The organism is Collinsella sp. OM06-18AC (assembly GCF_003438785.1).
Taxonomy (GTDB): Bacteria; Actinomycetota; Coriobacteriia; order Coriobacteriales; family Coriobacteriaceae; genus Collinsella.
Map to the genome: position 1 here is coordinate 37642 of NZ_QSTX01000004.1, position 22981 is coordinate 60622.

A 22981-nucleotide genomic window follows, 5' to 3' on the forward strand; every position below is an offset into this window, starting at 1 on the left:
CTTGCTAGCGCTCGCGAGCAACGATGAGCTGGTCCATCTCTTCGACATGCACGCCAACGGAGCCCTTGATGCACGAGAACTCAACAGAGTTGCACACCAAGATGGGAACCGTCACATCGTAGCCCTCGGCAGCAATTGCCTCGCGATCGAACTCGATGAGCACATCGCCCTTATGGACGATGTCGCCCACTTGCGCATGTACGGTAAAGTGCTTGCCCTCAAGCTGAACAGTGTCCAAACCAACATGGATGAGCACGTCCAAGCCATCGACCGTGTTAAGCGCAACAGCGTGTCCCGTGGGAAAAATGGCCTCGACCTTGGCATCAGCCGGTGCAATCACACGCGTGCCGGTAGGCTGAATCGCCACCCCCTGGCCCAAAAGCCCGGTGGCAAATGTCTGGTCATTGACCTCGGAAAGCGGAATGACGTCGCCCGAGATGGGAGCATCCAGCGTAAGGACTCGACCACGCATACCAAAAGACCTTAGGACTTTAGTGAACATGCTCCCCCTCGGACATACCAATCGACCAAAATAGCCTTAACAGTTTACCACTTGGCACTCGTTTTTGACCATTAGGGAAGTTCGCGCTTGACAACCTCGACGATGTCGTCGACAACGCGCTGGGTCAGCTCGTGCGTCTCGGCCTCGGCCATAACGCGGACCAGCGGCTCGGTACCGCTCGGACGCACCAGAATGCGGCCGCGGCCGTCAAGCTCCTTCTCGGCAGCAGCGACGGCATCCCAGATGGGCTGGCAATCGTCCAGACCAGCCTTGTTGTCGGAATGCACGTTGACGAGTACCTGCGGGTACTTCTTCATGATGCCGGCAAGATCGGTGAGGGTACGACCGGTGCGCTTGAGCACGGCCAGCAGCTGCAGAGCCGTCACCAGACCGTCACCGGTGGTGTTGTGCTCCAGGAAGATGATATGGCCGGATTGCTCGCCACCGATGACGGCGCCATCCACGAGCATGCGCTCAAGAACATAGCGGTCGCCCACGGCGGTCTGGACCATCTCGAAGCCCTGCTCCTTCATTGCGATGGAGAAGCCCAGGTTGCACATAACGGTCGATACGATCTCGGAATTGGCGAGCTTGCCGCGAGCGGCCAGATCGGAGCCGCAGATGGCAAGAATGTAGTCGCCATCGATCTCGTTGCCCTCGCTGTCCACGAACAGCACGCGATCGGCGTCGCCGTCGTGGGCCAGGCCGATGTCGGCGTGGGTGCGCAGCACGAGCTCGCGCAGGGGCTCAAGGTGCGTAGAGCCGCACTCAACGTTAATGTCTGTGCCGCAGTAATCGGTGTTGATGGCATGAACCGTGGCACCTAGGCGCTGCAGCGCGGCGGGCGTGGTCTGGCAGGAAGCACCGTGGCCGCAGTCGACGGCAACAACCAGGCCATCGAGCTTAAGGCCGTCGAGCGTGCTGATGGCATGATCGACATAGGCCTTGCGGGCATCTTTCATCTTGATGATGTGACCCACACCGGCGCCGGTCGGCAGCGTGTCGGCAGCCATGGCCTCCTCGGACATGACCCAGGCGCTGATCTCTTCCTCGACAGCATCGGGAAGCTTCATGCCCTTGCGGCTAAAGAACTTGATGCCGTTGAACTCCGGCGGATTATGCGAAGCGGAGATGACGATGCCGCCGTCGAGCTCATTTTGAACGGTGAGCAGTGCCACGGCCGGCGTAGGGATAACGCCGCAGCAGTGCGGACGGCCGCCCTCGGCCATAATGCCGGCGGTCAGAGCGCTCTCGAGCATGGTGCCCGAAAGACGCGTGTCGCGGCCGACGCAGATATCCGGACCAAGGAACTTGGTCGCCGCGCGGCCCAGGCGAAACGCGAGGTCGCACGAGAGGTCGGCATTGGCGACGCCACGGACGCCGTCGGTACCGAAGATGTTCTGGGGCATAGGATCGCTCCTTCCCTAGCAGGCGATATACAACCGCCCGCCCTAGTCGAAAAAGAAAAGCGGGACCCGCCGAGGAATCGGCAGGCCCCGCTTGTACATTGTATCTCGAAAGGAGATAAAACCTTAGCGCTTGGAGAACTGGGGAGCGCGGCGGGCCTTCTTGAGGCCGTACTTCTTGCGCTCGACCACGCGAGCATCGCGCGTAAGGAAACCGGCCTTCTTGAGGTCAGCACGGTAGTCGCCAGCGTTCAGAAGAGCGCGAGCGATGCCCAGACGCAGAGCGCCGGACTGACCGGAGATGCCGCCGCCATCGCACAGAGCGATAACGTCGAACTGACCGGCGGTGTCGGTCACCTTGAAGGGAGCAAGGGCGTTCTCAACGAGCTGATGACGGCCGAAATACTGCTCGGCGTCACGCTTGTTGATGGTCACCTTGCCGGTGCCGGGGACGAGACGGACGCGGGCGACGGCGTTCTTACGACGGCCGGTACCCTGGTAGACAACGGTGTTCTCAGCCATCTTTAAGCCTCCAGCTCAATCTTCGTGGGGTTCTGGGCAGCATGCGGATGCTCGGCACCAGCGTAGACCTTAAGCTTGGTCATCTGGGCACGGCCGAGGGTGGTCTTGGGCAGCATACCGCGAACGGCGCGCTCGATGACCTTCTCCGGGTGCTTCTCCATAGCCTGGCGGAAGCTCTCAGCCTTGAGGCCGCCGTTGTAGCCGCTGTGGCGATAATAGGTCTTCGTGTCGGCCTTGTTACCGGTAAGCTGGACCTTATCGGCGTTGATGACGACGACGAAGTCGCCGCAGTCGCTGTTGGGCGTGAACTGGGGCTTGTTCTTACCGCGCAGGATCATTGCGATCTGGGTGGCAAGACGGCCCAGGACAGCACCATCGGCGTCGACGAGAACCCAGTTGCGCTGGACCTCGCCCTGCTTGGCGTAGTGAGTCGATTTCGAAATCACTTAGACTCCTCCATGTACAGTACGTGTTGTTACAGAGATTCACGGGGCTCTGCAAGTAACCCGTCCATATTACCCCGCTCGCCGTACGAGTCAACAGGTATTTTGGCTCCGACCAGAGTTTCTGCACATGTCATCCACGAGCCGTGATTTTCCAGCTCTTTAGCTGTTGTCATTTTTGAGGGTTTGCCGTCGCTAGCGTTCAACGAACTCTTGGATTTCCGCGAGCAGGCGCTTTGCCTCCTGACGGCCCTGGATATACAGGTCCAAAAGCTTTGCCGGATCGTGCTCGACATGGCCGACCTCGACCGGCTTTTGCGGAGCAACGACCAGCGCGCGGCCCTCACGCTCATACTTCCATAGATGCATGCGCTGGATGTTATAGCGGTCGTGGCGCGTCTCGATAGCCTCGAGCAGGTAGGGGTAGTCGGCATAGCGAGCGCGTGCGGCGGGCATAAACTCGTAGGGCTTTTTCTCGTACGAGCGGTCCTGCGTGACAATGACAACCGCGCGATCGAAGCCCGCCTCCTCCAGCACGTGCTCGACGGGGACCGAATCGGCTACGCCGCCGTCGACGTATTTGTGCCCATCGATCTCGACCGGCGGCGTCACCAGCGGCAACGAGGTCGAGGCGCGCACGGCGTCGAGGTCAAGTACGGCGCTTTTGACCGGGAGGTACGCGGCGGTTCCAAAGAGCATGTCCGTCGCGACGGCGTACATCTCGATGGGGCTCGCGTCGAACGTCTCGTTGTCAAAGGGGTCCAGGCGGTCCTGGACATCGTTGAAGATAAAGTCGTAACCCACGATGGAGCCCGTGGACGCAAACGATGCGGCGCCCATGAAGCGGTTGTCGTTGCAGAAAGCCAGGTTGATGCGGTTGGCACGGCCGATCTGGTGCGACTTGTAGTTCACGCCGTTGAGCGCACCGGCCGAGACGCCGTACACCGCCGGAATTTCGACACCGGCCTCCATGAGAACGTCGAGCACGCCGGCGGTAAACTGCCCACGAAAACTGCCGCCCTCCAAGACGAGCGCGACCTTGCCGGCGTTCTTTGCCTTATCTTCTGCAGTCATATTGACCTCCTGCGATTGCGTTTTGACTTTCTTCTACCCAGTTTTGGGATGGAGGGCGCATGGGTTTTGGAGTTGAGGGGGCGGCTGGCGGAAAGCGCGTCCCGTTCTGAGGGGCGATTCCGGGATGCGCTTTCCACCTGGGTTGCCATGGGGAAAGCATGTCCCACTCTACGGCTCGATTCCGGGTCGCAGCTTCCACTTGAGGCGTCATCCGGAAAATGTATCCCATTCCGAGCTTAGATTCCGGGATGCGGTTTCCGCCTGGGCAGTCATTGGGAAAACGCGTCCCACTCTGCGTCACTGAGGCGTTTTCTTTACGCCCGCGCCCTGCATAGAGTTCGATTCTCCGCGGTACGGGGGATCCGTTGATGCTGGGCGAGGCCAGCTGAAATTCGATAAACATCGCATCTATATTGGGCTGAAGCTTTGCGCGAAGAATCCGCGTATTTGCTGCACCGGCTTCGGCCGGCTGCCGCCGCCCTCGCCCGCGGGCTACAAACGCTTCGCGTTTGCTTAACGCCCGCGCCCTGCACAGAGTTCGATTCTCCGCGGTACGGACTAGAAATAAAAAGACAGGTAGATACGAATATCTACCTGCCTGTTACTTATGGTGGAGGCGCGGAGAATCGAACTCCGGTCCACGAAAGCCCCCTGATTGGCATCTCCAAGCTCAGTCGCTGGTTTAGTCTCGGACGCCTTGCGCGCAGCGACACGCTCGCGACGTCCTAACCGGTTCGGTCTTAGCCCGCGCCATACCGATTACGTGCGCAGGAGCATTCCCCTAAGATGACGTCGCGCCGGTGTCGGGGAAATCACCGGGTTGACGCGCCGCTATAAACTAAGCAGCGAGAGCCATAGGCTCAAAAGAAGAGTTGTTGTCAATTCAATTTGACGGTACCCCTGTTTAACGAGGCGAGGAGACCTCGGCTTGCTTCCTCTCTCAGAGCTATCGTGTCGAAACCAGTCGCCCCCGAATGTCGGGAAAGTCTGGATGGCATCGGGCCTACAAGCACCCGATAACCGTCGACTTTTCAAGGAACACGCGGGATGAACCCCACTCGCAGATAGCTATCTTACCACGTTCTTAAAGCGGACAGCTGTTCTATGCACGAGCTGTGAAGACCTCAATGTGCGCTGCACTTCGCACTTTTGCCACCGATCGCGTCACGTATATTTTCGCCAAGCAAAACCGACCAGCCGAAAGGACCGTTATGGATACCAAGCAGCAACTCGTCAATGCCCTCGCAGGCCTGGGCTCAACCATTACCGAAGCTATGGATGTCATCGAGGGCTTTGTCCCCTGCGGACATCCCGCCCTCACGGTATCGAACGCACTCGTCGCGCTGGACGCTGACGATGATGCGGCTCTCGCCCAGCAGCTTGAGACCGTCGAGGGCTTTATCGACCACGTGAGTGAGAACCGCGGCGTGCCCGCCTACCACGGCATCGAGGTCGAGCTCGCGGGTCCCAAAGCCGACCTGCTCGCAGCAATCCGCGAGGTAGGCGCCCTTATGCAGACCGCAGGCGTCAAGAACACCCAGGTCAACGAGTGGGTCTACCGCAGCTTGGCAGCACTCGACAGCTCCGACGAAAAGGCAGCCAAGCAGCTCGAAGAAAGTCCCGCCATCAAGGCCGAACTTTTGTAAATAGCAGACGCGGGCCCCTTGGCGCATCGTCGTCCAAGAGGCCCGCAAACAGTTCGCGTTAACCGATTGCCACGCCACCACGTTCGGCCAAAGCCAGAATCGGCATTATTTGGCGCGGGGTCTTTGCTGCAAGATCGGCATGTTCGAGCAGCTTGCGATCGTTGGTCACCAAGTAATCGACCTGCGCGCGCTTGCACGCGGCGAGCACCAAGTTGTCTTCGTAATCGCGATGGAGCGCTAAGTATTTGTCGGCCAGCCAAAGGTCCGACGCATCTGCACCCACGGCCGTGGCGTTTTCGGTCATGTTCCGAACAAACGCCAACGCCGCATCGCCAATTGCACGGGCAGATGCCTCGTCGAGCGCTCCCCCGCTGGCAAGAACGCTACGCTTTAGCTCGTGTTGGACAACGTACAGCACGTCCTTAGCGATATGCACCGGAAAGAACAGCAACGCCCCCGATTCCGTCGCCCGCCCAATAAACGCACGCGCGGCAAGCGACTCGGCATGGTCGACGCAAAACGAATCAACCCATACGTTGGCGTCCACCATGATCTTGAGAGGCACCCCACTCACTGGATCATCCCCTTTTGGCGATAACGCTCATCCATGGCTTCGGAATAGATTGCGTCCCAACCGCGATCGTCGGATACGGGCGACGTAGCGATACCCAGGTCCGCGTAAAGCTGATCCGCCGCCGCCCATGATGCGGCGAACGAAGTATCGGGCGCGACGGTCTGCTTGCGGTCGTCGACGGCCGCAAGCACTTCCTCGCACTGCCCGCCACCCTGTGCGACCTTGGTCACCACCTTTTTGATGAGCTCGGGAAGCGAGGCGCCCGAAAGCCGCAACGCTTCCTCCGCATGGTCCTTGACCTGGCGATCTACGCGAACGTTCACCTGCGCCATACCGCTAACAGCACCCACGTTGACCCCGCTCCCTTCAATTGCTAGCATAGCTAGCAACAATATATAGAGATGCTAGCAAATGGTCAAACGCAAAAGGCCTGCGCCCGGACGATACCGATGACGTCTGGGCGCAGGCCGGATAACGTGGGCAAACACGCCTGCTAACGCAGGTAAGCCTTCGCGTTGTTCAGGCTGTAGGCGATCGTCGAGCCGTTGTGCAGCAGCGACGACGCCTGCGGGGTAATCGCGCCGGTAATGCCGAGCGCCAGGAGCGCCGAGTTGGTGAGCATCACCTTAGAGTAGGAGCTCGTCAGACGATCAACGAGGCCCTGACTCATACGGCGCAGGCGCACGATCGCGGCGAGATCCGTATCGGTCAGGATGATATCGGCGACCTCCTTGGCGATGTCGCTTCCGCCACCCATCGCCAGTCCCACGTCGGCCAAACCGAGCGCCGGCGAATCGTTGACGCCGTCGCCCACCATGGCAACGTGGCGCCCCTCGCCCTTAATGCGCTCCACATACGCGTACTTGTCCTCGGGCAGCAGCTCGGCCTTAAACTCGTCGACGCCCGCCTCTCGCGCAATGCGCTCGGCCGTGCGCTCGGAATCGCCCGTGAGCATAACGACATGCTTGACGCCCAGCGCATGCAGGTCGGCGATGGCCTCACGGACCCCGGGCTTAAGCGGGTCCTCGATACCGAGCACGCCGACGACCGTGCCGTCGACCGCCAGATACAGCGGCGACAGGCCCTGCATCTGGGACTCGATGCGCTCCTTGATGTCGGAATCGAGCTGCGCGCTCTCGTCCTCAAACACAAAGTGTGCCGAGCCGATAATCGCGCGACGTCCTTCGATGGACGAAGCGATGCCGTGCGCCACAATATACTCGACCGCAGCATGGCGCTCGCGGTGCTCGAGCCCGCGCTCGCGGGCGGCGTTGACCACGGCACGCGCCACCGGATGCGGGAAATGCTCCTCCAGGCAGGCAGAAAGGCGCAGGACCTCGTCCTCGCTCCAGCCGTCGGTCGTCAGCACACAAGCCAGGCGCGGCTGCGCCTCGGTCAGCGTGCCGGTCTTATCAAACACAATGGTGTCGGCCTTGGCAAACGACTCAAAGTACTTCGCGCCCTTGACCATGACGCCCATCTTGGCAGCATCGCTCATAGCGGTCATGACGGCAACGGAACCCGTGAGCTTGAGTGCGCACGAGTAGTCGACCATCAGTGCCGCTGAGGTCTTGATGAGGCTGCGGGTGGTAAGCGCGACCAGGCCCGCGAGCAGGAAGTTCCACGGGACGATCTTGTTGGCGAGGTCTTCCATGTGCGACTGGCCCTCGGACTTGAGCGAGTCGGCCGTCTGCACGAGCGAGACAATCGAGCGAAGCTTGGTCTGAGCCGTGTTGGCGCGCACGCGAACCAAGATGCTGCCGTCTTCCACGACGGTGCCGGCGAACACGTCGTCCCCTGCGCTGCGCTCGACGGCCAGCGGCTCGCCGGTCAGGGTCGCCTGGTTGACCATAGCACTCCCCTGCTCGACAACACCGTCGATGCAAATGGACATGCCAGTGCGCACGGCGACCAGATCGCCGGGCTCAAGCTCGGTCGCGGCAACGCTTACCTCGGTGTCGCCGACGACCTTTTGCGCCTTGTCGGGCACATCGAGCAGCGAGTTGATGAGCTCGTTTTCGCTCATGGCGCGCGTGTAGTCCTCGAGCAGCTCGCCCACGTTGAGCAGGAACATCGTCTGGCCCGCGGTGTCGACATCACGTTTGACGAACGAAATGCCGATGGCCGAAGCGTCGAGCACGGGAACGGTCAGGCGCGGCTGCGCGAGCTCGTGGAGAGCGGCACGCAAAAAGGCCATGTAACCGGCCACGACAAACACCGCGCGCAGTGGCGTGGGCAAGAACCAGCGACGTGCGTAATGGGCACCGATAAGTGTGGCAAGATCCATGACGAGCTTGTGCTTGCGTGGCTCAAGCTGCATCACGTAACCCGTCTTTGCGTCGGCAATGGCCTGGGCATCGAGCGCGCCCAAGGCGTCGAGTACGCCCGCACGACACCGCTCGTCATATTCGAGCGCCATCTGGCCGATGCGGCCGTAGACGCGCACCTTGCGCACACCATCGATTTCGCCACTGAGCTTTAGAAGCGCATCGAGATCGCTCTCTGGCACAGGACCCGCCAACTGGAGGCGGGTCCTGCCGGGGATCTCGCTGATAATCGAGAATCTCATAGTTTGTGCCTGGGAGCGCTACTCGGCTGCCTTGTCCGCAGCGGCCTCGCTTTGGGTGATATAGGCCGCCTCGGCAACCATGTCGTCGACCTCGGCCTTGGCCTGCTCGACCATGTCCTGGTAGCCGTTCTTGATGCGCATGCCGCACGCGATACCCTGCACGCAGGCATTCTTTACCGGAGCGCTGGTGAGCAGCTTGATGCCGGCCGTACCGAGCAGAAAACCGCCACCGACAAGCAGGGTGTTAAACGTCGACTTCTTCATGTTGCTTCTCCCTTTTGCCGCATTGGACGCGGCATGGTGCCTCAGCACCCGAGTAAACAAGTTTGCTCGAGCACGCTTTTGAAATATCTCAATTTTATCTAACTATCTAGGTCAGCCATGGCTAACCTTTTGAAAATTAACGATGCGGAGTAACCGATTGTCAATGTGACAAAGGGACTGTCCCTTTGCCCCTTCTTACAACTGCCAGGTAGCTGCTTCCTTTTGCAGCGCCACCATGCGGGCGAATTCTCCACCTGCCGCCTTGAGCTGCGCCGGAGTGCCCTGCTCGGCAACCACACCATCCTTGAGTACAACGATTTTGTCGGCATTTTCCACCGTACGCATACGATGGGCAATAACGATAACCGTCTTACCTGCAAGCAGACGGGAGAGCGCCTGCTGAACCACGGTCTCGTTCTCCACATCCAAGCTCGCCGTCGCCTCGTCCAACAGCACGATAGGCGCGTCTTTGAGCAGCGCACGGGCGATAGAGATGCGCTGGCGCTCACCGCCGGACAGCTTGGAGCCGTTCTCGCCGATCATGGTGTTGTAGCCCTGCGGCATGCGGCTCACAAACTCGTCGCAGTTGGCGGCACGCGCAGCCGCAAGCACTTGCTCATCGGTGGCGCCACGACGCCCGAGGCGGATGTTTCCCATCACCGTGTCGTCAAAGAGCAGCACGTCTTGGAACACAATGGCGTAGTCGCGCAGCAGTACCTCGGGATCGACGCTCGCAACATCCACGCCACCCACGGTGACTGTGCCTTCGGTGGCATCCCAAAAGCGTGCGGCCAGGCGGCTCACCGTAGACTTACCGGAACCCGAAGGACCGACCAGCGCCGTAACTTCGCCTTCCTTGGCGGTAAAGTTTACATCGGTAAGGACTTTCTCGCCGGCGCGGCCGTCCTCGCCCGCACCATAGCCAAATGCCACATGATCGAACACCACATCGTGGCCCACGGGCTCAAATTTCTCGCTGCCCCGCGCCACAGGCTCTTCCATGATGGAACGCATGCGCTTGGCAGACGACTCGGCGGCAAACAGCTCGGACATTAACATTAACGCCTGGTCAAAGGGTGCATAGATACGGCTCACCATAAGCAGGAAGGCAAACATCACCAAAAAGTCGACCTGCCCGGAGGCGACCATCGCGGCGCCCGTGACCAACGTGGTGGCAATGCCCAGACGCAGGATGGCAAAGGCGGAGTTGACCAAAAGCCCATTGGCGAGCTCGCCCTTGGTGGTCTCGCGCTCCTCGGCATCGATCACGGCGTTGAGCCCCTCAAGATAATGAGCCTCCTGGTTGGTGGCACGGATCTCGCGCGCGCAGTCGAGCGTCTCTTGAATCGCCTCGGTGACCTTGACCTTCTCGGCGCGCACGAGATCGAACACCGGGGTCATGGGCCCGCGTGTTAGATACAGCACGGCAAAGGCCACGGGAACGCTCCAAAACGCCGCGATCGCCAGCTGCCAGCAAAAGAGCAGCGACGCCACGAACACAATGGCGCTTGCGATGATGGCACCCCAAAGCTCTCCCAGCACGTGGCTGTAAGCGTGCTCCATGGCCTGGACGTCACCCATGATGGTCTCGGTTAAATCGGCCAGATCACGACGGCCAAAAAACGACAGCGGCAGCTTGCGCAAGCGCTCGGCAATCTCCATACGCTGCTTGCCGCACTCCTCGTAAAAGATGCAGTAGGTGTAGTAATACTGCTGCCAGTTAGAGGCAAAGAGCAACACGAAAAAGACCAGGAGGCCGCCCACAATCGGCAGGGCATCCGGCAGGTCGGCACCGGTGGCGAGATGTTCGACAAAACCGGCCATGACCAGGAACAATAAGCCCATGCCGGCCATGGTAATGAGATTGGTGAGCGCGGTCCAGAAAATGCCGCGTTTTACGCCGGCGACGCCTTTATCGGATAGGAAATACTTCTTTTGGAATGAGGCGAACATTTAGGCCTCGCCTCCCTTCGTGACGGCGGCATCCGCGGTCGCTGCAGTGATTTTCCAGCTCGCGGCCTGTTCGTATTCAGCCCACATCTTGGCGTATAGACCCTTTTGGGACAGCAGCTCGGCATGGGTGCCAGTCTCCTGCACGCTACCTTGGTTGAGCACCACGATCTTGTCGGCCCCCACCACGGTCGAAAGCCGGTGCGCGATCATAATGACTGTGCGACCCGCCGCCAGTTTGCTAAAGGCGCGCTGGATGAGCGCCTCGTTCTCGGGGTCGGCAAAGGCTGTGGCCTCGTCGAGCACCACGATGGGCGCGTCCTTAAGGATTGCGCGGGCGAGCGCCACGCGCTGGACCTCGCCGCCCGAAAGGTACGCCCCGCCGGCGCCGAGCATGGTGTCGATGCCCTGCGGGAGCTTGGCCACGATATCGTCGCACTGGGCCGCGGAGAGGGCCGCGCGCACTTCGTCGTCAGTGGCTCCAGGCTTGGAGGCGCGCACGTTATCGGCAAGTGTTTGGCGGAACAGCTGGTTGGTCTGAAACACAAAGGCGACCTGGTCCATGAGCTCGTGCGGATCCATGTCGCGAACGTCTACGCCGCCCACGAGCACACGACCCAAGGAAACATCCCAAAAACGCGGGATCAGGCTTGCGCAGGTTGACTTACCACCGCCCGAGGGACCAACCAACGCAAGGGTGCTACCTGCGGGAACGCTAAAGCTCACATGATCGACGGCAGGCGCCTCAACACCCTCGTAGGTAAAGCTCACGTCCTCAAAGCGCACATCGCTGCCAGCGGGGTGCTTGGGTTGAGCGGGCACGGAGAGCTGCTTGGAATCCATAACGCTTCGGATGCGAGCCAGCGAATCAGCACTCATCTGAGACGCCTCGCCCACAAACATAAGCTTGGTCATGGCCGTCGGCACCACGGCCGAAAAGATCGCGTAAAACGTAAAATTGACCATAAAGTGCGCGAAGTCCGTCTCGCCCGGCGCCAGCAGCAGCGCCACAGGCAAAAGAAATGCCACAAGGCCGTTGAGCGCAGTAAGGTTGAGCACCTGCGGACCCCGGCAAAACGTACCCGCATAGTTTTGCGCCATATCGGCGTATTCGGCGATCGCATCGTGGAACGCCTTAAAGGAGTAGACCGTCTGCTGGAATACCTTGACCACGGGGATGCCGCGTACGTATTCGGTGCCGGTCTTGTTCATCTTGACCAGCGCGCCCATGTAAGCCTTCATAAACTCGGCGCCCTTGCCGCTCATCATGGTGGCCATGGCGCAAAACGAAACGACGACCGAGATTAAGCATGCCGCGCCCAAACGCCAATCGAGGGCAAATAGCAGCACAAGCAGGCCCACGACCATGGCGGTGGCACCGGCGATATCGGGCAGCATGTGCGCGAGCAGCGTCTCGGTGGAGGCGGCACAGCCGTCTACGATACGGCGCAGCTCACCGGTGGCGTGCGTGTCAAAGTAGCCGAGCGGCAGCTTAAGCAGATGCTCGCTCGTAGCCTTGCGGATATTGGATGCGCAGCGAAACGCGGACAGGTGCGTGCACATGAGTCCCACGAAATAGACCACGATGCTTGCTAGGGCAAAACCAACAGCCCACCAACCATACATCGCGATGTCAGCGGCCTCGCTCCAGTTGGGCGCCACGGCAATCAGGTCTCGCGCAACAAGCCAGATGCACACGTACGGGCCAAAGCTCAACAGCTGCGAGAACGCCGAGAGGGCCATGCCCAAATACGTTAGGAATTTACGGTCACCGGCATATGCAAGTAGCTCGCCGATGCCGCCGCCTTCCTTTTTTGATCCCTTTGCCATGAGATTCCCTTCTAACGGCTTGAGAGTTAACCGTAATGAACTTATCATTGATGTGTTAGCCGTGGCTCACAATCGAGCCAGGCGTGGACGTTTCTGCAAAGGAAAGGGACGCTTTTGCAAATACGGCGGGCAGCGACCGACATAACCGAGCTCTACGCACCGCAGTTTGAGCAGTTTGGTCTGGAGCTTACCGGCAAGGGCGCCGTCTTTACCGGCGAGGTGGCAAACGATCGGGCGCACGGACGCGCATGGATCATGCCCCTTTCCCCCACCTGCATCGTCATGGAGCATTTCATTACCCCGACGCACAACATGCAGCTAGCCGAATACACGCCCGAACCGTACGCGTGCGTGAGCGAGGTCAGCGCGCCCACACTTACATGCATGCCCGAGGCTGGCATAACGCCCGCGAACCTTAAACCATTGCATGGACCGTGGCCAAACAATGCCGTTTGCAGCTTTATCCAAGATAGCTGTGGCGAGGAATTAAGCCCGCTGTTTGCGGGGGAGCTTTATCACTCGCGCTCGGTGCTCTTTTTGCCTGGATATTTTGACGAACTGGAGCACCGCTATCCCACCGAGTTCGCGGGAATCTTTGAGGCGTTTGCCGAGCCATGGCACGAGGAAGCGACGTCTGCCATCTGCCACACACTACGCCGAATCAACGAGGACCGCGCTCGCGCCGTAGGCGGGCATGTCTATATGCAGGGCATCGTGGAGACCATGGTCGCGGAGCTCGCCTGTTCGCGCGCGGCCCACAAGCAGGCGCGGCGGGCGGCAGACACACGCGCCAGCATAACCATTGCCGAGGAAGCGACGGCGATGATTGAGTGCGCGCTCGACAAAGGCAGGCGTGTGGGTGTCAACGAAGTGGCCGAGAGGCTCTACACAAGCCGCTCCAAGCTATGCGCCACCTTTAAGGCCCAAACTGGCGAGTCCCTGGGCGCCTACATCCGCAGACGCCGTATGGAGCGAGCACAGGACCTTTTGGCCGACAGCTCGCTGACGATAGCGCAGGTGGCAGAGCGTCTAGGCTACCCTCAGCAGGCCGCCTTCGCCCAAGCCTTCAAGCAACACACCGGCACCACCCCCACCGCCTGGCGCTCCCAACATATATAAAGAATGAGGGCGCCATCGGCGCCCTCATTCACCAAATTCAATCCAGCCCACCTGACCCGAACGGCCGAGTCGTCTGGCCGGGGAAGCCCCGAGTCGCCGGGGTATTTCCTCCAAATGAGTTCCGCATGCAAAGAAGGCCACTAAATGTGGCCTTCGTCTTGCATAGGACTGTTTGAAATTTGGAGGAAATACCCCGGCGACTCGGGGCTTCCCCGGCCTCGCAGCTACGAGAGCGACGTTCTCAGCAACTCGTTGAAGAGCTTCGGGTTGCCCTTGCCGCGGCTCGCCTTCATGCACTGGCCCACCAAAAAGCCGATGACCTTCTGGTTGCCGTCACGGTACTGCTGCGCCTGCTCGGCACAGTTTGCCAGCACCTCATCCACGATAGGCTGCAGCGCGCCGGCGTCGCTCACCTGACGCATGCCGCGCTCGTCGACGATCTTGTTGGGGTCGTCGCCGGTCTGGGCCATGGCCTCAAAGACCTCGTGCGCCTGGTTGGAGCTGATGGCATCGGTCGCCAGCAGCTTGGCGAGTGCCGCCACCTGAGCCGGCACGATGCCGGACTCGGCGAGCGACACGCCTGCGCTCTTAAGGTAGGCGATCATCTCGTTGACCAGCAGGTTTGCGACCGTCTGGGCCTCCTTGCCAGCCATACCGGCAGCGGCAGCCTCAAAGAACTCGGCAAACTCGGGGTCGCCCGCGATCTGCTCGGCATCGGCCGCCTTAATACCAAAGTCGGTCTCAAAACGGGCGCGCTTGGCATCGGGCAGCTCGGGAATCTCGCCACGGCAGCGGTCGATGAACTCGTCGTCCAGATCGAACGGCGCCAGATCGGGATCGGGGAACAGGCGATAGTCGTCGGCCGTCTCCTTCACACGCATAACCACGGTGCGCTTACGGCTGGGCTCCCAGTGGCGGGTCTCCTGATAGATGATGCCGCCCTCCTCGAGCACCTCGGCCTGACGGCAAATCTCGTAGGCAAGGCCGTCGTGCAGGCTCTTAAACGAGTTGAGGTTCTTGAGCTCGGTCTTGGTGCCCAGCTTGGTCTCGCCGCGGCGACGCAGCGAGACGTTGCCGTCGCAGCGCATGGAGCCCTTCTCCATGGAGCAGTCCGAAATGCCCAGCGTCACAAAGATGCGACGGAGCTTTTCCATAAACAGGCGAGCCTCCTCGGGCGTACGCAAGTCGGGCTCAGTCACGAGCTCAATCAAAGGCGTGCCGCAGCGGTTGTAGTCGACGAGCGACTCGGCCGCCGCGGTAATGCGGCCCTCGGCACCGCCCACGTGCACCATCTTGGCGGCGTCCTCCTCCATGTGGATGCGCAGGATGCGGATGGGCACCGTGTAGGAACCGTCCTCGCGACGCTCGGGCATCTGCAGGTTGGACGCGTCGTAGCTGGCCAGATGGCCGGCGCGCTGATTGCCCTCGCGCATCGTGGAGGACATGGACGTAGACAGGCCCTCGGCGTTGGCCGAGGCGCTCGCCAGGCTCTGAGCCTCGGCCTCGCCAAACGCGCAGTCGGGGCGCTCGGCGGCACCGCGACCGGTCACATCCAGATCGAGATGGCCGTACATGGCAAAGGCGACCGGACCCTGCGTGGTCTGAAAGTTCTTGGCCATATCGGGATAGAAGTAGTGCTTGCGGTAGAACATCGAGTGGCGCTGGATCTCGCAGTTGGTGGCGAGACCGGCCTTGACGATGCTCTCGATGGCGCGCTTGTTGGGCACCGGCAGGGCGCCGGGCAGGCCCAGGCACACCGGGCACACGTTGGCGTTGGGCTCGTCATCGTGGCTGAGCTTGCAGTTGCAGAACATCTTGGTATCGAGTGCGGTGAGCTCGGTATGGATCTCCAGGCCGATCACGGCCTCCCAATCCTGCAGGACCTCGGAAAGCTCCTTCATTACAGCTCGCCTCCCTTCCCGGCAAAATCGGGCGCGACGGAAAGCGCGGGCGCACCCGTGGCGGCATCGGCAAAGCCGCGCTCCAGGGCGCGGGCAAACGTGAGCAGTTGACGGTCCTTAAACGCCGGACCCACCAGCTGGGCAGAAACGGGCAGCTGAGTGTCCTCGCCCAGGCCCAGCGGCACCGAGATACCGCCGTTGCCGCAAATGTTGAGCGAGATGGTGTACAGGTCGGAGAGGTACATCTGCGTGGGGTCGCTGATCTCGCCAAACTTAAAGGCCGTGCGCGGCGAAGCGGGCATGAGGATGGTGTCCACCTTGGCATACGCGGCGTCGTAGTCCTGCGTGATGAGCGTGCGGGCCTTTTGCGCGGCGTAGTAATACTTGTCGTACACGCCCGAGCTCAGCAGGTAGGCGCCGAGCATCTGACGGCGCTTGGCCTCGGCGCCAAAGCCGTGGGCGCGCGACAGCGAGCTCTGGTCGGACAGGTTGGCGCAACCCTCCTCCTGATAACCGTAGCGAATGCCATCGAAGCGGGCCAGGTTGGAGAACGCCTCGGCCGGGCCGATGACGTAGTAGGCAGCGATGGCGGCGTCCAGGTGCGGCAGGTCGACCTCGACCAGCTCGGCGCCCTGGTTCTGCAGCTCCTGGGCGGCGCGCTGAACAGCAGCCTTGACCTCGGGCGTCAGGCCCTCGGCCTCCATAAACGCGGGGATGATGCCCACGCGCTTGCCCTCGATGCTGTCGTTGAGATGCTCGGTAAAGTCGACGGCGCAATCCTGGCTCGTGCAGTCGTACGGATCGTGGCCCGCGCCGGTAAGCGCGTTCATGGCCAGCGCGACATCCTCGACCGTGCGGCCAAAGGGACCCACCTGGTCGAGCGACGAGCCAAAGGCAACCACGCCGTAACGGCTCACGGCGCCATACGTGGGCTTAAAGCCCACCACGCCGCACAGCGACGCCGGCTGGCGAATGGAGCCGCCGGTGTCCGAGCCCAGCGAGAGCGCGACCTCGCCCGCGGCGACGGCGGCAGCGGAGCCGCCCGAGGAGCCGCCGGGCACGCGTTCGGTATCCCAGGGGTTGTTGGTGCGGTGGAACGCCGAGCTCTCGGTGGAGCTGCCAAAGGCAAACTCGTCCATGTTGGCCTTGCCCATGGGCAGGCAGCCGGCGTCGAGCATGCGCTGGACGCAGGTGGCGGTGTAGACGCTCTGGTAGTTCTCGAGCATGCGGGAAGCGCAGGTGGTGCGCGTACCCACAAGGTTCATGTTGTCCTTAATGGCCAGCGGCACGCCCGCGAGCGGGGGCAGCGGCTTGCCTGCGGCACGGTCGGCATCCACGCGCGCAGCAGCCTCGAGCGCAAGCTCGGGCGCCACCTGTAGGAATGCCTGGACCCCGCCCTCACGCGCCTCGATGGCGGCAAGGGAGGCATGGGCCACCTCGGTAGCGGTAAAGTCGCCGGAGGCAACGCCCGCGGCGATCTGGGCGGCGGTAAGGGAATCGAAGCTCTGCGCCATTACTCGCTCTCCCCCTCTCCCAAAATGGACGGCACGCGGAAGTAGCGGTCGCGCGCGCTGCCGGCGTTCTCCAACGCGACGTCGAGCGGCAGGTCGCGCTCGGGCTCGCGCAGGTCGTCGCCCATCACGTTGGACAAGCTTCCGATAGGATGGAACGTGGGCTCCACGTCGGGTAAGTCATATTGCAGGACGGGCTCGAGCATCTGGACGGCGTCGTTCAGGTAGGACGTCATCTGGGTGAGCTCGTCATCGGTCAGTGCGATCTTTGCGTACTCGGCGATGCCGCGCACGTCTTTCTCGCTGAGTGCCATAGGCGCTCCCTTCCGCATAACAGATAAACCGCTCTAGTATACAAGGCAACGCCGCTTGGAGCAGGCGCTTTACCCAAATGCAGCGAAAACGTAACAAGGGCAGCGGTTGACAGGCGGCGGGCTGGCGGTTCTGCAGCGAAACCGCCCCGCCCACAACGAAAACCGTCTCGCCCACAACGAAAACCGTCCTGCCCACAGCGATAACCATCACAACATTCGACACTTTTCGTCAAAATCGAGATTTTCATCGAATGTTGTGACGGTTTGGAAGTCCCGGCCACCACAAAGGTGCCTGTCCCCATTGTGGTGGTTCTGGAGAATGTCTTATGCCGAGGCCTTGGCCTTGCGGCGCTTGCGGACCGCGTGGATCACGATGTCCAGCAGCAACAGCACAATGGCCACGACCACGATGAGCACGGCAAACTCGCGCTTGCCCCAGTGGCGGCCGGCCAGCGACTTTTGCTTGTCGACGTCCTTCTTGTTGTACTTGGTGCGCACGCAATGCACCAGCAGGCGATGGTCGTTCACGCCGTAGGGCGTGCAGGTAACGAGCGTCACCTTGTCGGCACCGGGCTCGATGGTCAGTGACTCCATCTCCTCGGGCAGCACCACCTCGGAGTCCACCATCTTGTAGGCGAGCGTCTTGTTCATGGTGTGCAGCAGCACCAGGTCGCCGGGCTCTAGCAAGCGGATGTCGTCGAACATGCTCAGATTGCGCATGCCCGAGTGCGCGGTGAGCACGCAATGCGTCGAGGTGCCGCCCACTGGCAGGCTCGTGCCCTCCAGGTGGCCGACGCCTGCCATAAGGACTTCTTCGCTCGTGCCGTGGTAGATGGGCATGCTCACGTCGATGGAGGGGATCTCGACCCAGCTCATCATGGGGTCGCGGTCAAAGATGAGCTGCTGGGCGTAGGGCTCGATCTGGTCGGCGGGAAGCTCGGTGGCCTCGCCCGCCAGCTGCTCGTTAAAGGAGCGCGCCTGGAGCAGGATACGCTCGCGCTCCTCGGCAGACAGCGCGTCCACGGTGCTGGACACGGTGCTGATCTGGTTGAACACGCCCGAGGCCTCAAGCCGGTCCAAGATCCACGGCCAGGTCATAAGGCCCACGCCAATAAGGATGATGACGATGGTGATGAGCCGGTCGGCCCAGCGCGGCAGCCGCTTGCGACGGCGCTTGGGCTTTGGTTGAGGTTTGGGCTGAGGGTTTGAGCCGCCGTTGTCCGCGGCGTTATTGCTCTTCATATGTTTAGCGCCCTGCACCATCGCCGGTCACTCCTCTACAACTCAAGTTGTCTAAACAAATAATAGCCGATTCGCGAGCTCGTACGCCGGACAACGCAGCTAGACTGCACTGTCCGGACCACGTAACTCCACTCAACCAATCAAGCCATATGTTGCTTTCATCGTCTCGAGCAACTGCGCCATCGTTACGCCCGCAACCCCAATCTGTTTCAGATTGACGTCGCCCACCTCACAATCTTTAACAAACGCAAGCATATCGTCCTTCAGTTCTCCGCGCAGGTCGACGCCTTCCGACTCGCCAAGCAGCTGAGCAAGCCTCAGCGCATCGCGTTTATGCTTTTTTACCTTCCTCGAATCAACGTTCTCCCCCGCTTCCCTTCTAGCTTTTAGGTCGAGATACGCCTTCGCTTTGAACGGGACAATGTATTCCGTGCCCAGGACCGAAACGCCGCCTACGGTCCGAATTCCCTGAAGGAACAAGCTGTAGTAAGCATCGTCTAACAAAATTGCCGAAAGACTGCTTATGTTTTCATCAACGTGAATTGGCGCCACATCAATCCCCTCACGACCCTTTAGAAAGTCGGGGCACTTCGCGAAGAGCTCGATCATATGGGGGTAACCCGGCCTCTTTGGCTCTGTAAACCGATAAAAACATGAGCCTTTACCTTCGCCCCAGCCGCAGCGGTAGCCGCCATCACGCACCAAAGTCCATATGGCTTCTGCCGTCTGAGGCAACCGGTCATCGGCGACAATTACCACATCAAAATCGTGAGTCGCCCTGAATGAAAGCCCCGCCTCCGCGAGCAAAATGTCGCATGCCGTGCCGCCGATAAGGGCATACGATCCTTCAGCTTCTTGCATATGCTGCTGAAATTCTTGGAGACCTTCTACAGCGCTTCTTGCCATGGATATTCCTTTCCAAACATGCGATCGACTTCGAGCTGAATTCGCTCATCGTCGATTGCCGCCAAAGATAGCGCAAGCGATATGTTGTCGACACGGGAGGAGCCGGCAAACACGGGTGCATAGCGCCACACTTGGATCATCGCCGTTTCGTTATCCGGCAGCTCCCCATCTGCGACTTCGAGGTCGCTCAGTTGACGCCATGCACTTCTTAAGACGGCCTTTTGTTCCATGCCCGGCGCAGCGAGCATCGAACGCGCAGCGAGCGCCGTCTCCCCGGCGTCAACAAGATAGTCGATCTGCGGCGTCTTCCTTGCAAAAAAGACCTTCGAGACAGGCGAGGAGAGCTCTGCCATGTGCTCGCTGAGCAGAAGATCAACGGCAACAGGGAACACGACGACACGTCGCTCGCGACGCTCGCGCCTCGCGAGCCCCCTGTCAACAAGCTCGGTTATGGCCTCACTCGCGCGGCTTGCCGAAATCCCAAGCGCACGACAAAGGTCATAGGGACGATATGACTCCTGGGCTGCTCCCCAGATTGCGGCAGCCTGCGCGTTGGGTGACATCTTGGTCGCGTGGTTGCGAAACCGGGCACCACCCCTCTCCGTGCAGGCTGTTCCCATAAATGGAAGAAAAGCCTGTCTGCCGGGGCAAACAAACGGAATCCCTTGTGCGACCAATGCTTTGCGCTGACGTGCATCGGCATCAGGAAACGAAACGACAACAGGAGTCTCCGCACGCAAGGCTAGCTGACTATAGACCCTCTTAGCCTCGGGAAGCCCGACGCCAGTAGGCAAACTTGCAAGCAAAAACGAAAAACCGTTTGCGTCAACAGCGCGGACGTCAATCGCCCGCAGATACAGCGGCAAGCGTGCGGATCCAGGCCAAGTTCTGGCCTTGGCGGAGAGGCCTAGTGCTTCTTGTAAGTAGATTAGCGCTTCGTTCATTTCCATTGTTTCGTTCGATTCCAGTTTATATTGGAATTATACATAATTTTCGGAATTAACGAGATTCCGTTCGCGCCTAAACCCATATTTGAGTTTTCAAAATGTCCCGAATCGACTGGGCGATTCGGGATACAATGTCAGTAGGAATCGACGCATCCCGCGTAAGTGTTCGAAAGCGCGGGCGGCCTAGTTTTCTGGTTTTGTTAAATGCCCGGGCCTCTAACCCCGGGCATTCTTATTTGCGCTTGTTGCGGCGCAAATGCCTTCTACCGTCCGCACCGCGCGTGCGCCTACGGACCTTAATCCGAACCTCATACGAGTCAAGAAACGCGATGACGAACGTACCCGCATCGGACGGTGGAGGCTGGCTGCGTTGTCCCAAAAGAACGGGGCAGACTCCAGCGCGGAGTCTGCCCCGAAAAGAGAATGGCAAAGCAAGAACGTGGATGAACGAGAAAAGTGTCCGCAAGTCTCATGGCCATCACATCCCACCTGCCAAAGGGATGGATGAGCGAGCGTTACTCCTGTTCGGACTCCTCGGCCTGCTTACGGCTGCGGATGAGGTGCGCCACGCCAATGACGAGCACCGCGCCACCAGCGATCCAAGTGAAGGTCACGCCGTTAAGGCCGGTCAGCGGGAGGCCGGAGCCCTTCTTGTTCTTGATGGTGACGGGGATTTTGGTCGTGGTCACATTTTCATCAGTCGTAGGAGCGGCCATGCTGGAATTGGACGTCACATTGAGCTTTTTAAGCGTGCCGTCTGTATTGTATTCAGGCGCCACCGTGATTTCGAAGTCGGCAATGGTGTTGTAGCCCGCAGGTGTCTTGCTCTCAGAAATCAGATATGTGCCTGCAACAAGTCCGGGAATAGAGACCTTGTTGCCAGCCTCCGTAGTTTCAAACGTGTAAGCGCCATTTACGTCATTACTGAAGCTGCCGTCTTTCTTCAACCATTTTTCAACGCTTTTATCGGACCCTTCCTTAATCATTTTGACCGTAAAGCCAGCATCGAGTTTCGCAGACGAGTTATCCGGGTCGATCTTAGTGACATCGAAGCCGAAGACGTAATCAGCGACCTTCTTCGATTCGGAAGTGCCGGTGCCGTTAGACATGGGATCGTTGGAGTAGACAAGCTTGACCTCGTTGGTGTTACCGGCGGCAGTGTATTCAGCCTTATCGGTCAGTTTTGCTTTATAGGTCACAACGACCTTAGAGTCGCCCCTAAGCGTCACGCCTGCAGCTGCTGCAGCATCCTTAAGATTGGAGAAGGAAATCGTCAGGTCTTGACCGCCAGTAAGGTTCCCAGAAGCGTTCTTAGTGTCCACAAGGTCTACCGTGTAGCCATTTGCAGGCTGGATAACTTGACCGTTAATTGTCACCGTAACGGAGCTCTTGATAGCCTCCAGTCCAACAGAAAGATGATCCTGGAACGTATATTCGTACTTGGTGAAGGTGTCGATGTTGCTCGCAACGGAACCAGTCAGTTTATATTCGACCTCCTCGCCAATATACGAGTCACTCACCTTTCCCCATGTCGCACCCTCACGAACTTCCTTGTTGACCGTAGGAATGCTGGTCTTCTCGGTAACCTCTACATCGCCGGCGCCCACGACGGCATAAATCGGCGAAGTGGCAGTATTCTTGCTGCCGGTCGTCGACTTATCCGAAGCCAAAGTGTCCGCGTCAGTCAGAAACAGGTAATAACCAGATTTATCGAAAGAAACCTTGGTACCCGCCCCAAACGAAGTCTCTCCAACGCCCGTCGGGTTAGTCGGATTGACATTCTTCGCAACCAGTCCAGCAAGCGTATTGAGCAAATCGGTGTCTTTGAGAACCGTCGTGTTTGTGGTCCCGGTAATGTTGGCAGTCAGCCAATTGGCAACATCCTGCGGGCTGGCATCGGTTGTCAGATCGTCTGCTTTATCTTTATTATAGTCGTTGATGGCCTTAATAATGGCTTTTTGCGTCGTGTCATTAACGCCAGTTGCCCACTTAACATTCGAAACGACCTTGTCAGTCTTGCCAGTCTTGCCGCTCTCATCCACGACATCGGCCTCGAAAATCTGGTAGGCCTTGTACTTCACATCACCATTGTTTTCATTCTTATTGATGGTGATGGTATTGGCCGTTGCAGCCGTACCCTCAGCTGCAAACGCCATGGTCACCGGTGCCATTACGCCGCCGAAGCTCAGCGCTGCTGTGAGGCCGGCGGTTACTGCCAGGCGTGCGATGTTCTTGGTTGCTTTCATGTTGGGACCTCTTTC

At 59.9% G+C, this 22981-nt stretch carries 20 protein-coding genes and 1 other RNA gene; 2 read left to right on the forward strand and 19 right to left on the reverse strand.

What is annotated here, in order from left to right:
- Window positions 1-4: 4 nt before the first annotated feature.
- The 6 genes from DXB86_RS03545 to ssrA all read right to left on the reverse strand — a co-directional run bounded on the left by DXB86_RS03545 (window position 5) and on the right by ssrA (window position 4919).
- On the reverse strand, window positions 5-502 hold the full coding sequence (locus DXB86_RS03545) for a PTS glucose transporter subunit IIA (RefSeq protein WP_117736165.1): 498 nt from the start codon (window positions 500-502) through the stop codon (window positions 5-7).
- A 71-nt stretch (window positions 503-573) separates the two neighbouring features.
- Window positions 574-1911 carry a phosphoglucosamine mutase gene (glmM, locus tag DXB86_RS03550; protein ID WP_117736166.1) on the reverse strand — a complete coding sequence of 446 codons (1338 nt, stop codon included), beginning with the start codon at window positions 1909-1911 and terminating at the stop codon, window positions 574-576.
- 123 nt (window positions 1912-2034) lie between these two features.
- Window positions 2035-2430, reverse strand: a complete 396-nt coding sequence (gene rpsI / locus DXB86_RS03555; RefSeq protein WP_022094634.1) for a 30S ribosomal protein S9 — start codon at window positions 2428-2430, stop codon at window positions 2035-2037.
- Between the two features lie 2 nt (window positions 2431-2432).
- A complete protein-coding gene (rplM, locus tag DXB86_RS03560; RefSeq protein WP_022094635.1) occupies window positions 2433-2876 on the reverse strand; it encodes a 50S ribosomal protein L13 in 444 nt (147 codons plus the stop codon).
- Window positions 2877-3068: 192 nt separating this feature from the next.
- The gene (locus tag DXB86_RS03565) at window positions 3069-3947 is read right to left on the reverse strand and encodes a patatin family protein (RefSeq protein ID WP_117635897.1); all 879 of its coding nucleotides are present in this window, start codon (window positions 3945-3947) and stop codon (window positions 3069-3071) included.
- Between the two features lie 608 nt (window positions 3948-4555).
- Window positions 4556-4919: a transfer-messenger RNA gene (ssrA, locus tag DXB86_RS03570) on the reverse strand.
- 239 nt (window positions 4920-5158) lie between these two features.
- Here ssrA and DXB86_RS03575 point away from each other — a divergent pair.
- Window positions 5159-5593, forward strand: a complete 435-nt coding sequence (locus tag DXB86_RS03575) for a hypothetical protein (RefSeq protein WP_117736167.1) — start codon at window positions 5159-5161, stop codon at window positions 5591-5593.
- A gap of 58 nt (window positions 5594-5651) precedes the next feature.
- Here the strand turns inward: DXB86_RS03575 and DXB86_RS03580 are convergent, their stop codons facing one another.
- The 6 genes from DXB86_RS03580 to DXB86_RS03605 form a co-directional block, all read right to left on the reverse strand.
- Window positions 5652-6167 (reverse strand): PIN domain-containing protein, encoded by a 516-nt coding sequence (locus DXB86_RS03580; protein ID WP_147330814.1) that lies wholly within the window; start codon window positions 6165-6167, stop codon window positions 5652-5654.
- On the reverse strand, window positions 6164-6517 hold the full coding sequence (locus DXB86_RS03585; protein WP_147330815.1) for a hypothetical protein: 354 nt from the start codon (window positions 6515-6517) through the stop codon (window positions 6164-6166). Before DXB86_RS03585 ends, DXB86_RS03580 begins: the two co-directional genes overlap by 4 nt.
- Before the next feature lie 143 nt (window positions 6518-6660).
- The gene (locus tag DXB86_RS03590; protein WP_233504133.1) at window positions 6661-8676 is read right to left on the reverse strand and encodes a heavy metal translocating P-type ATPase; all 2016 of its coding nucleotides are present in this window, start codon (window positions 8674-8676) and stop codon (window positions 6661-6663) included.
- Window positions 8677-8754: 78 nt separating this feature from the next.
- Window positions 8755-9000 (reverse strand): DUF6110 family protein, encoded by a 246-nt coding sequence (locus DXB86_RS03595; RefSeq protein WP_117736171.1) that lies wholly within the window; start codon window positions 8998-9000, stop codon window positions 8755-8757.
- 195 nt (window positions 9001-9195) lie between these two features.
- On the reverse strand, window positions 9196-10953 hold the full coding sequence (locus DXB86_RS03600) for an ABC transporter ATP-binding protein (protein ID WP_117736172.1): 1758 nt from the start codon (window positions 10951-10953) through the stop codon (window positions 9196-9198).
- Window positions 10954-12780, reverse strand: coding sequence for an ABC transporter ATP-binding protein (locus DXB86_RS03605; RefSeq protein WP_199410979.1), 1827 nt, complete (start codon window positions 12778-12780; stop codon window positions 10954-10956).
- A gap of 114 nt (window positions 12781-12894) precedes the next feature.
- Here DXB86_RS03605 and DXB86_RS03610 point away from each other — a divergent pair, with 114 nt between their 5' ends.
- Window positions 12895-13899 carry an AraC family transcriptional regulator gene (locus DXB86_RS03610; protein WP_117736173.1) on the forward strand — a complete coding sequence of 335 codons (1005 nt, stop codon included), beginning with the start codon at window positions 12895-12897 and terminating at the stop codon, window positions 13897-13899.
- Between the two features lie 224 nt (window positions 13900-14123).
- Here DXB86_RS03610 and gatB read toward each other — a convergent pair whose 3' ends face one another.
- The 7 genes from gatB to DXB86_RS03645 all read right to left on the reverse strand — a co-directional run bounded on the left by gatB (window position 14124) and on the right by DXB86_RS03645 (window position 22966).
- A complete protein-coding gene (gatB, locus tag DXB86_RS03615; protein WP_117736174.1) occupies window positions 14124-15800 on the reverse strand; it encodes an Asp-tRNA(Asn)/Glu-tRNA(Gln) amidotransferase subunit GatB in 1677 nt (558 codons plus the stop codon).
- Window positions 15800-17314 (reverse strand): Asp-tRNA(Asn)/Glu-tRNA(Gln) amidotransferase subunit GatA, encoded by a 1515-nt coding sequence (gene gatA, locus DXB86_RS03620; protein ID WP_117736175.1) that lies wholly within the window; start codon window positions 17312-17314, stop codon window positions 15800-15802. Before gatA ends, gatB begins: the two co-directional genes overlap by 1 nt.
- Window positions 17314-17625 (reverse strand): Asp-tRNA(Asn)/Glu-tRNA(Gln) amidotransferase subunit GatC, encoded by a 312-nt coding sequence (gene gatC / locus DXB86_RS03625; protein WP_055287082.1) that lies wholly within the window; start codon window positions 17623-17625, stop codon window positions 17314-17316. Before gatC ends, gatA begins: the two co-directional genes overlap by 1 nt.
- A 324-nt stretch (window positions 17626-17949) precedes the next feature.
- A complete protein-coding gene (locus DXB86_RS03630; protein ID WP_158555272.1) occupies window positions 17950-18867 on the reverse strand; it encodes a class C sortase in 918 nt (305 codons plus the stop codon).
- 132 nt (window positions 18868-18999) lie between these two features.
- Complete coding sequence (locus DXB86_RS03635; protein ID WP_117736177.1) at window positions 19000-19773, reverse strand: hypothetical protein; 774 nt, start codon at window positions 19771-19773, stop codon at window positions 19000-19002.
- Complete coding sequence (locus DXB86_RS03640; RefSeq protein WP_147330816.1) at window positions 19755-20717, reverse strand: hypothetical protein; 963 nt, start codon at window positions 20715-20717, stop codon at window positions 19755-19757. The genes DXB86_RS03635 and DXB86_RS03640 overlap by 19 nt, the downstream gene beginning before the upstream one ends.
- 518 nt (window positions 20718-21235) lie before the next feature.
- Window positions 21236-22966, reverse strand: a complete 1731-nt coding sequence (locus DXB86_RS03645; protein WP_117736179.1) for a SpaA isopeptide-forming pilin-related protein — start codon at window positions 22964-22966, stop codon at window positions 21236-21238.
- Window positions 22967-22981: the final 15 nt, after the last annotated feature.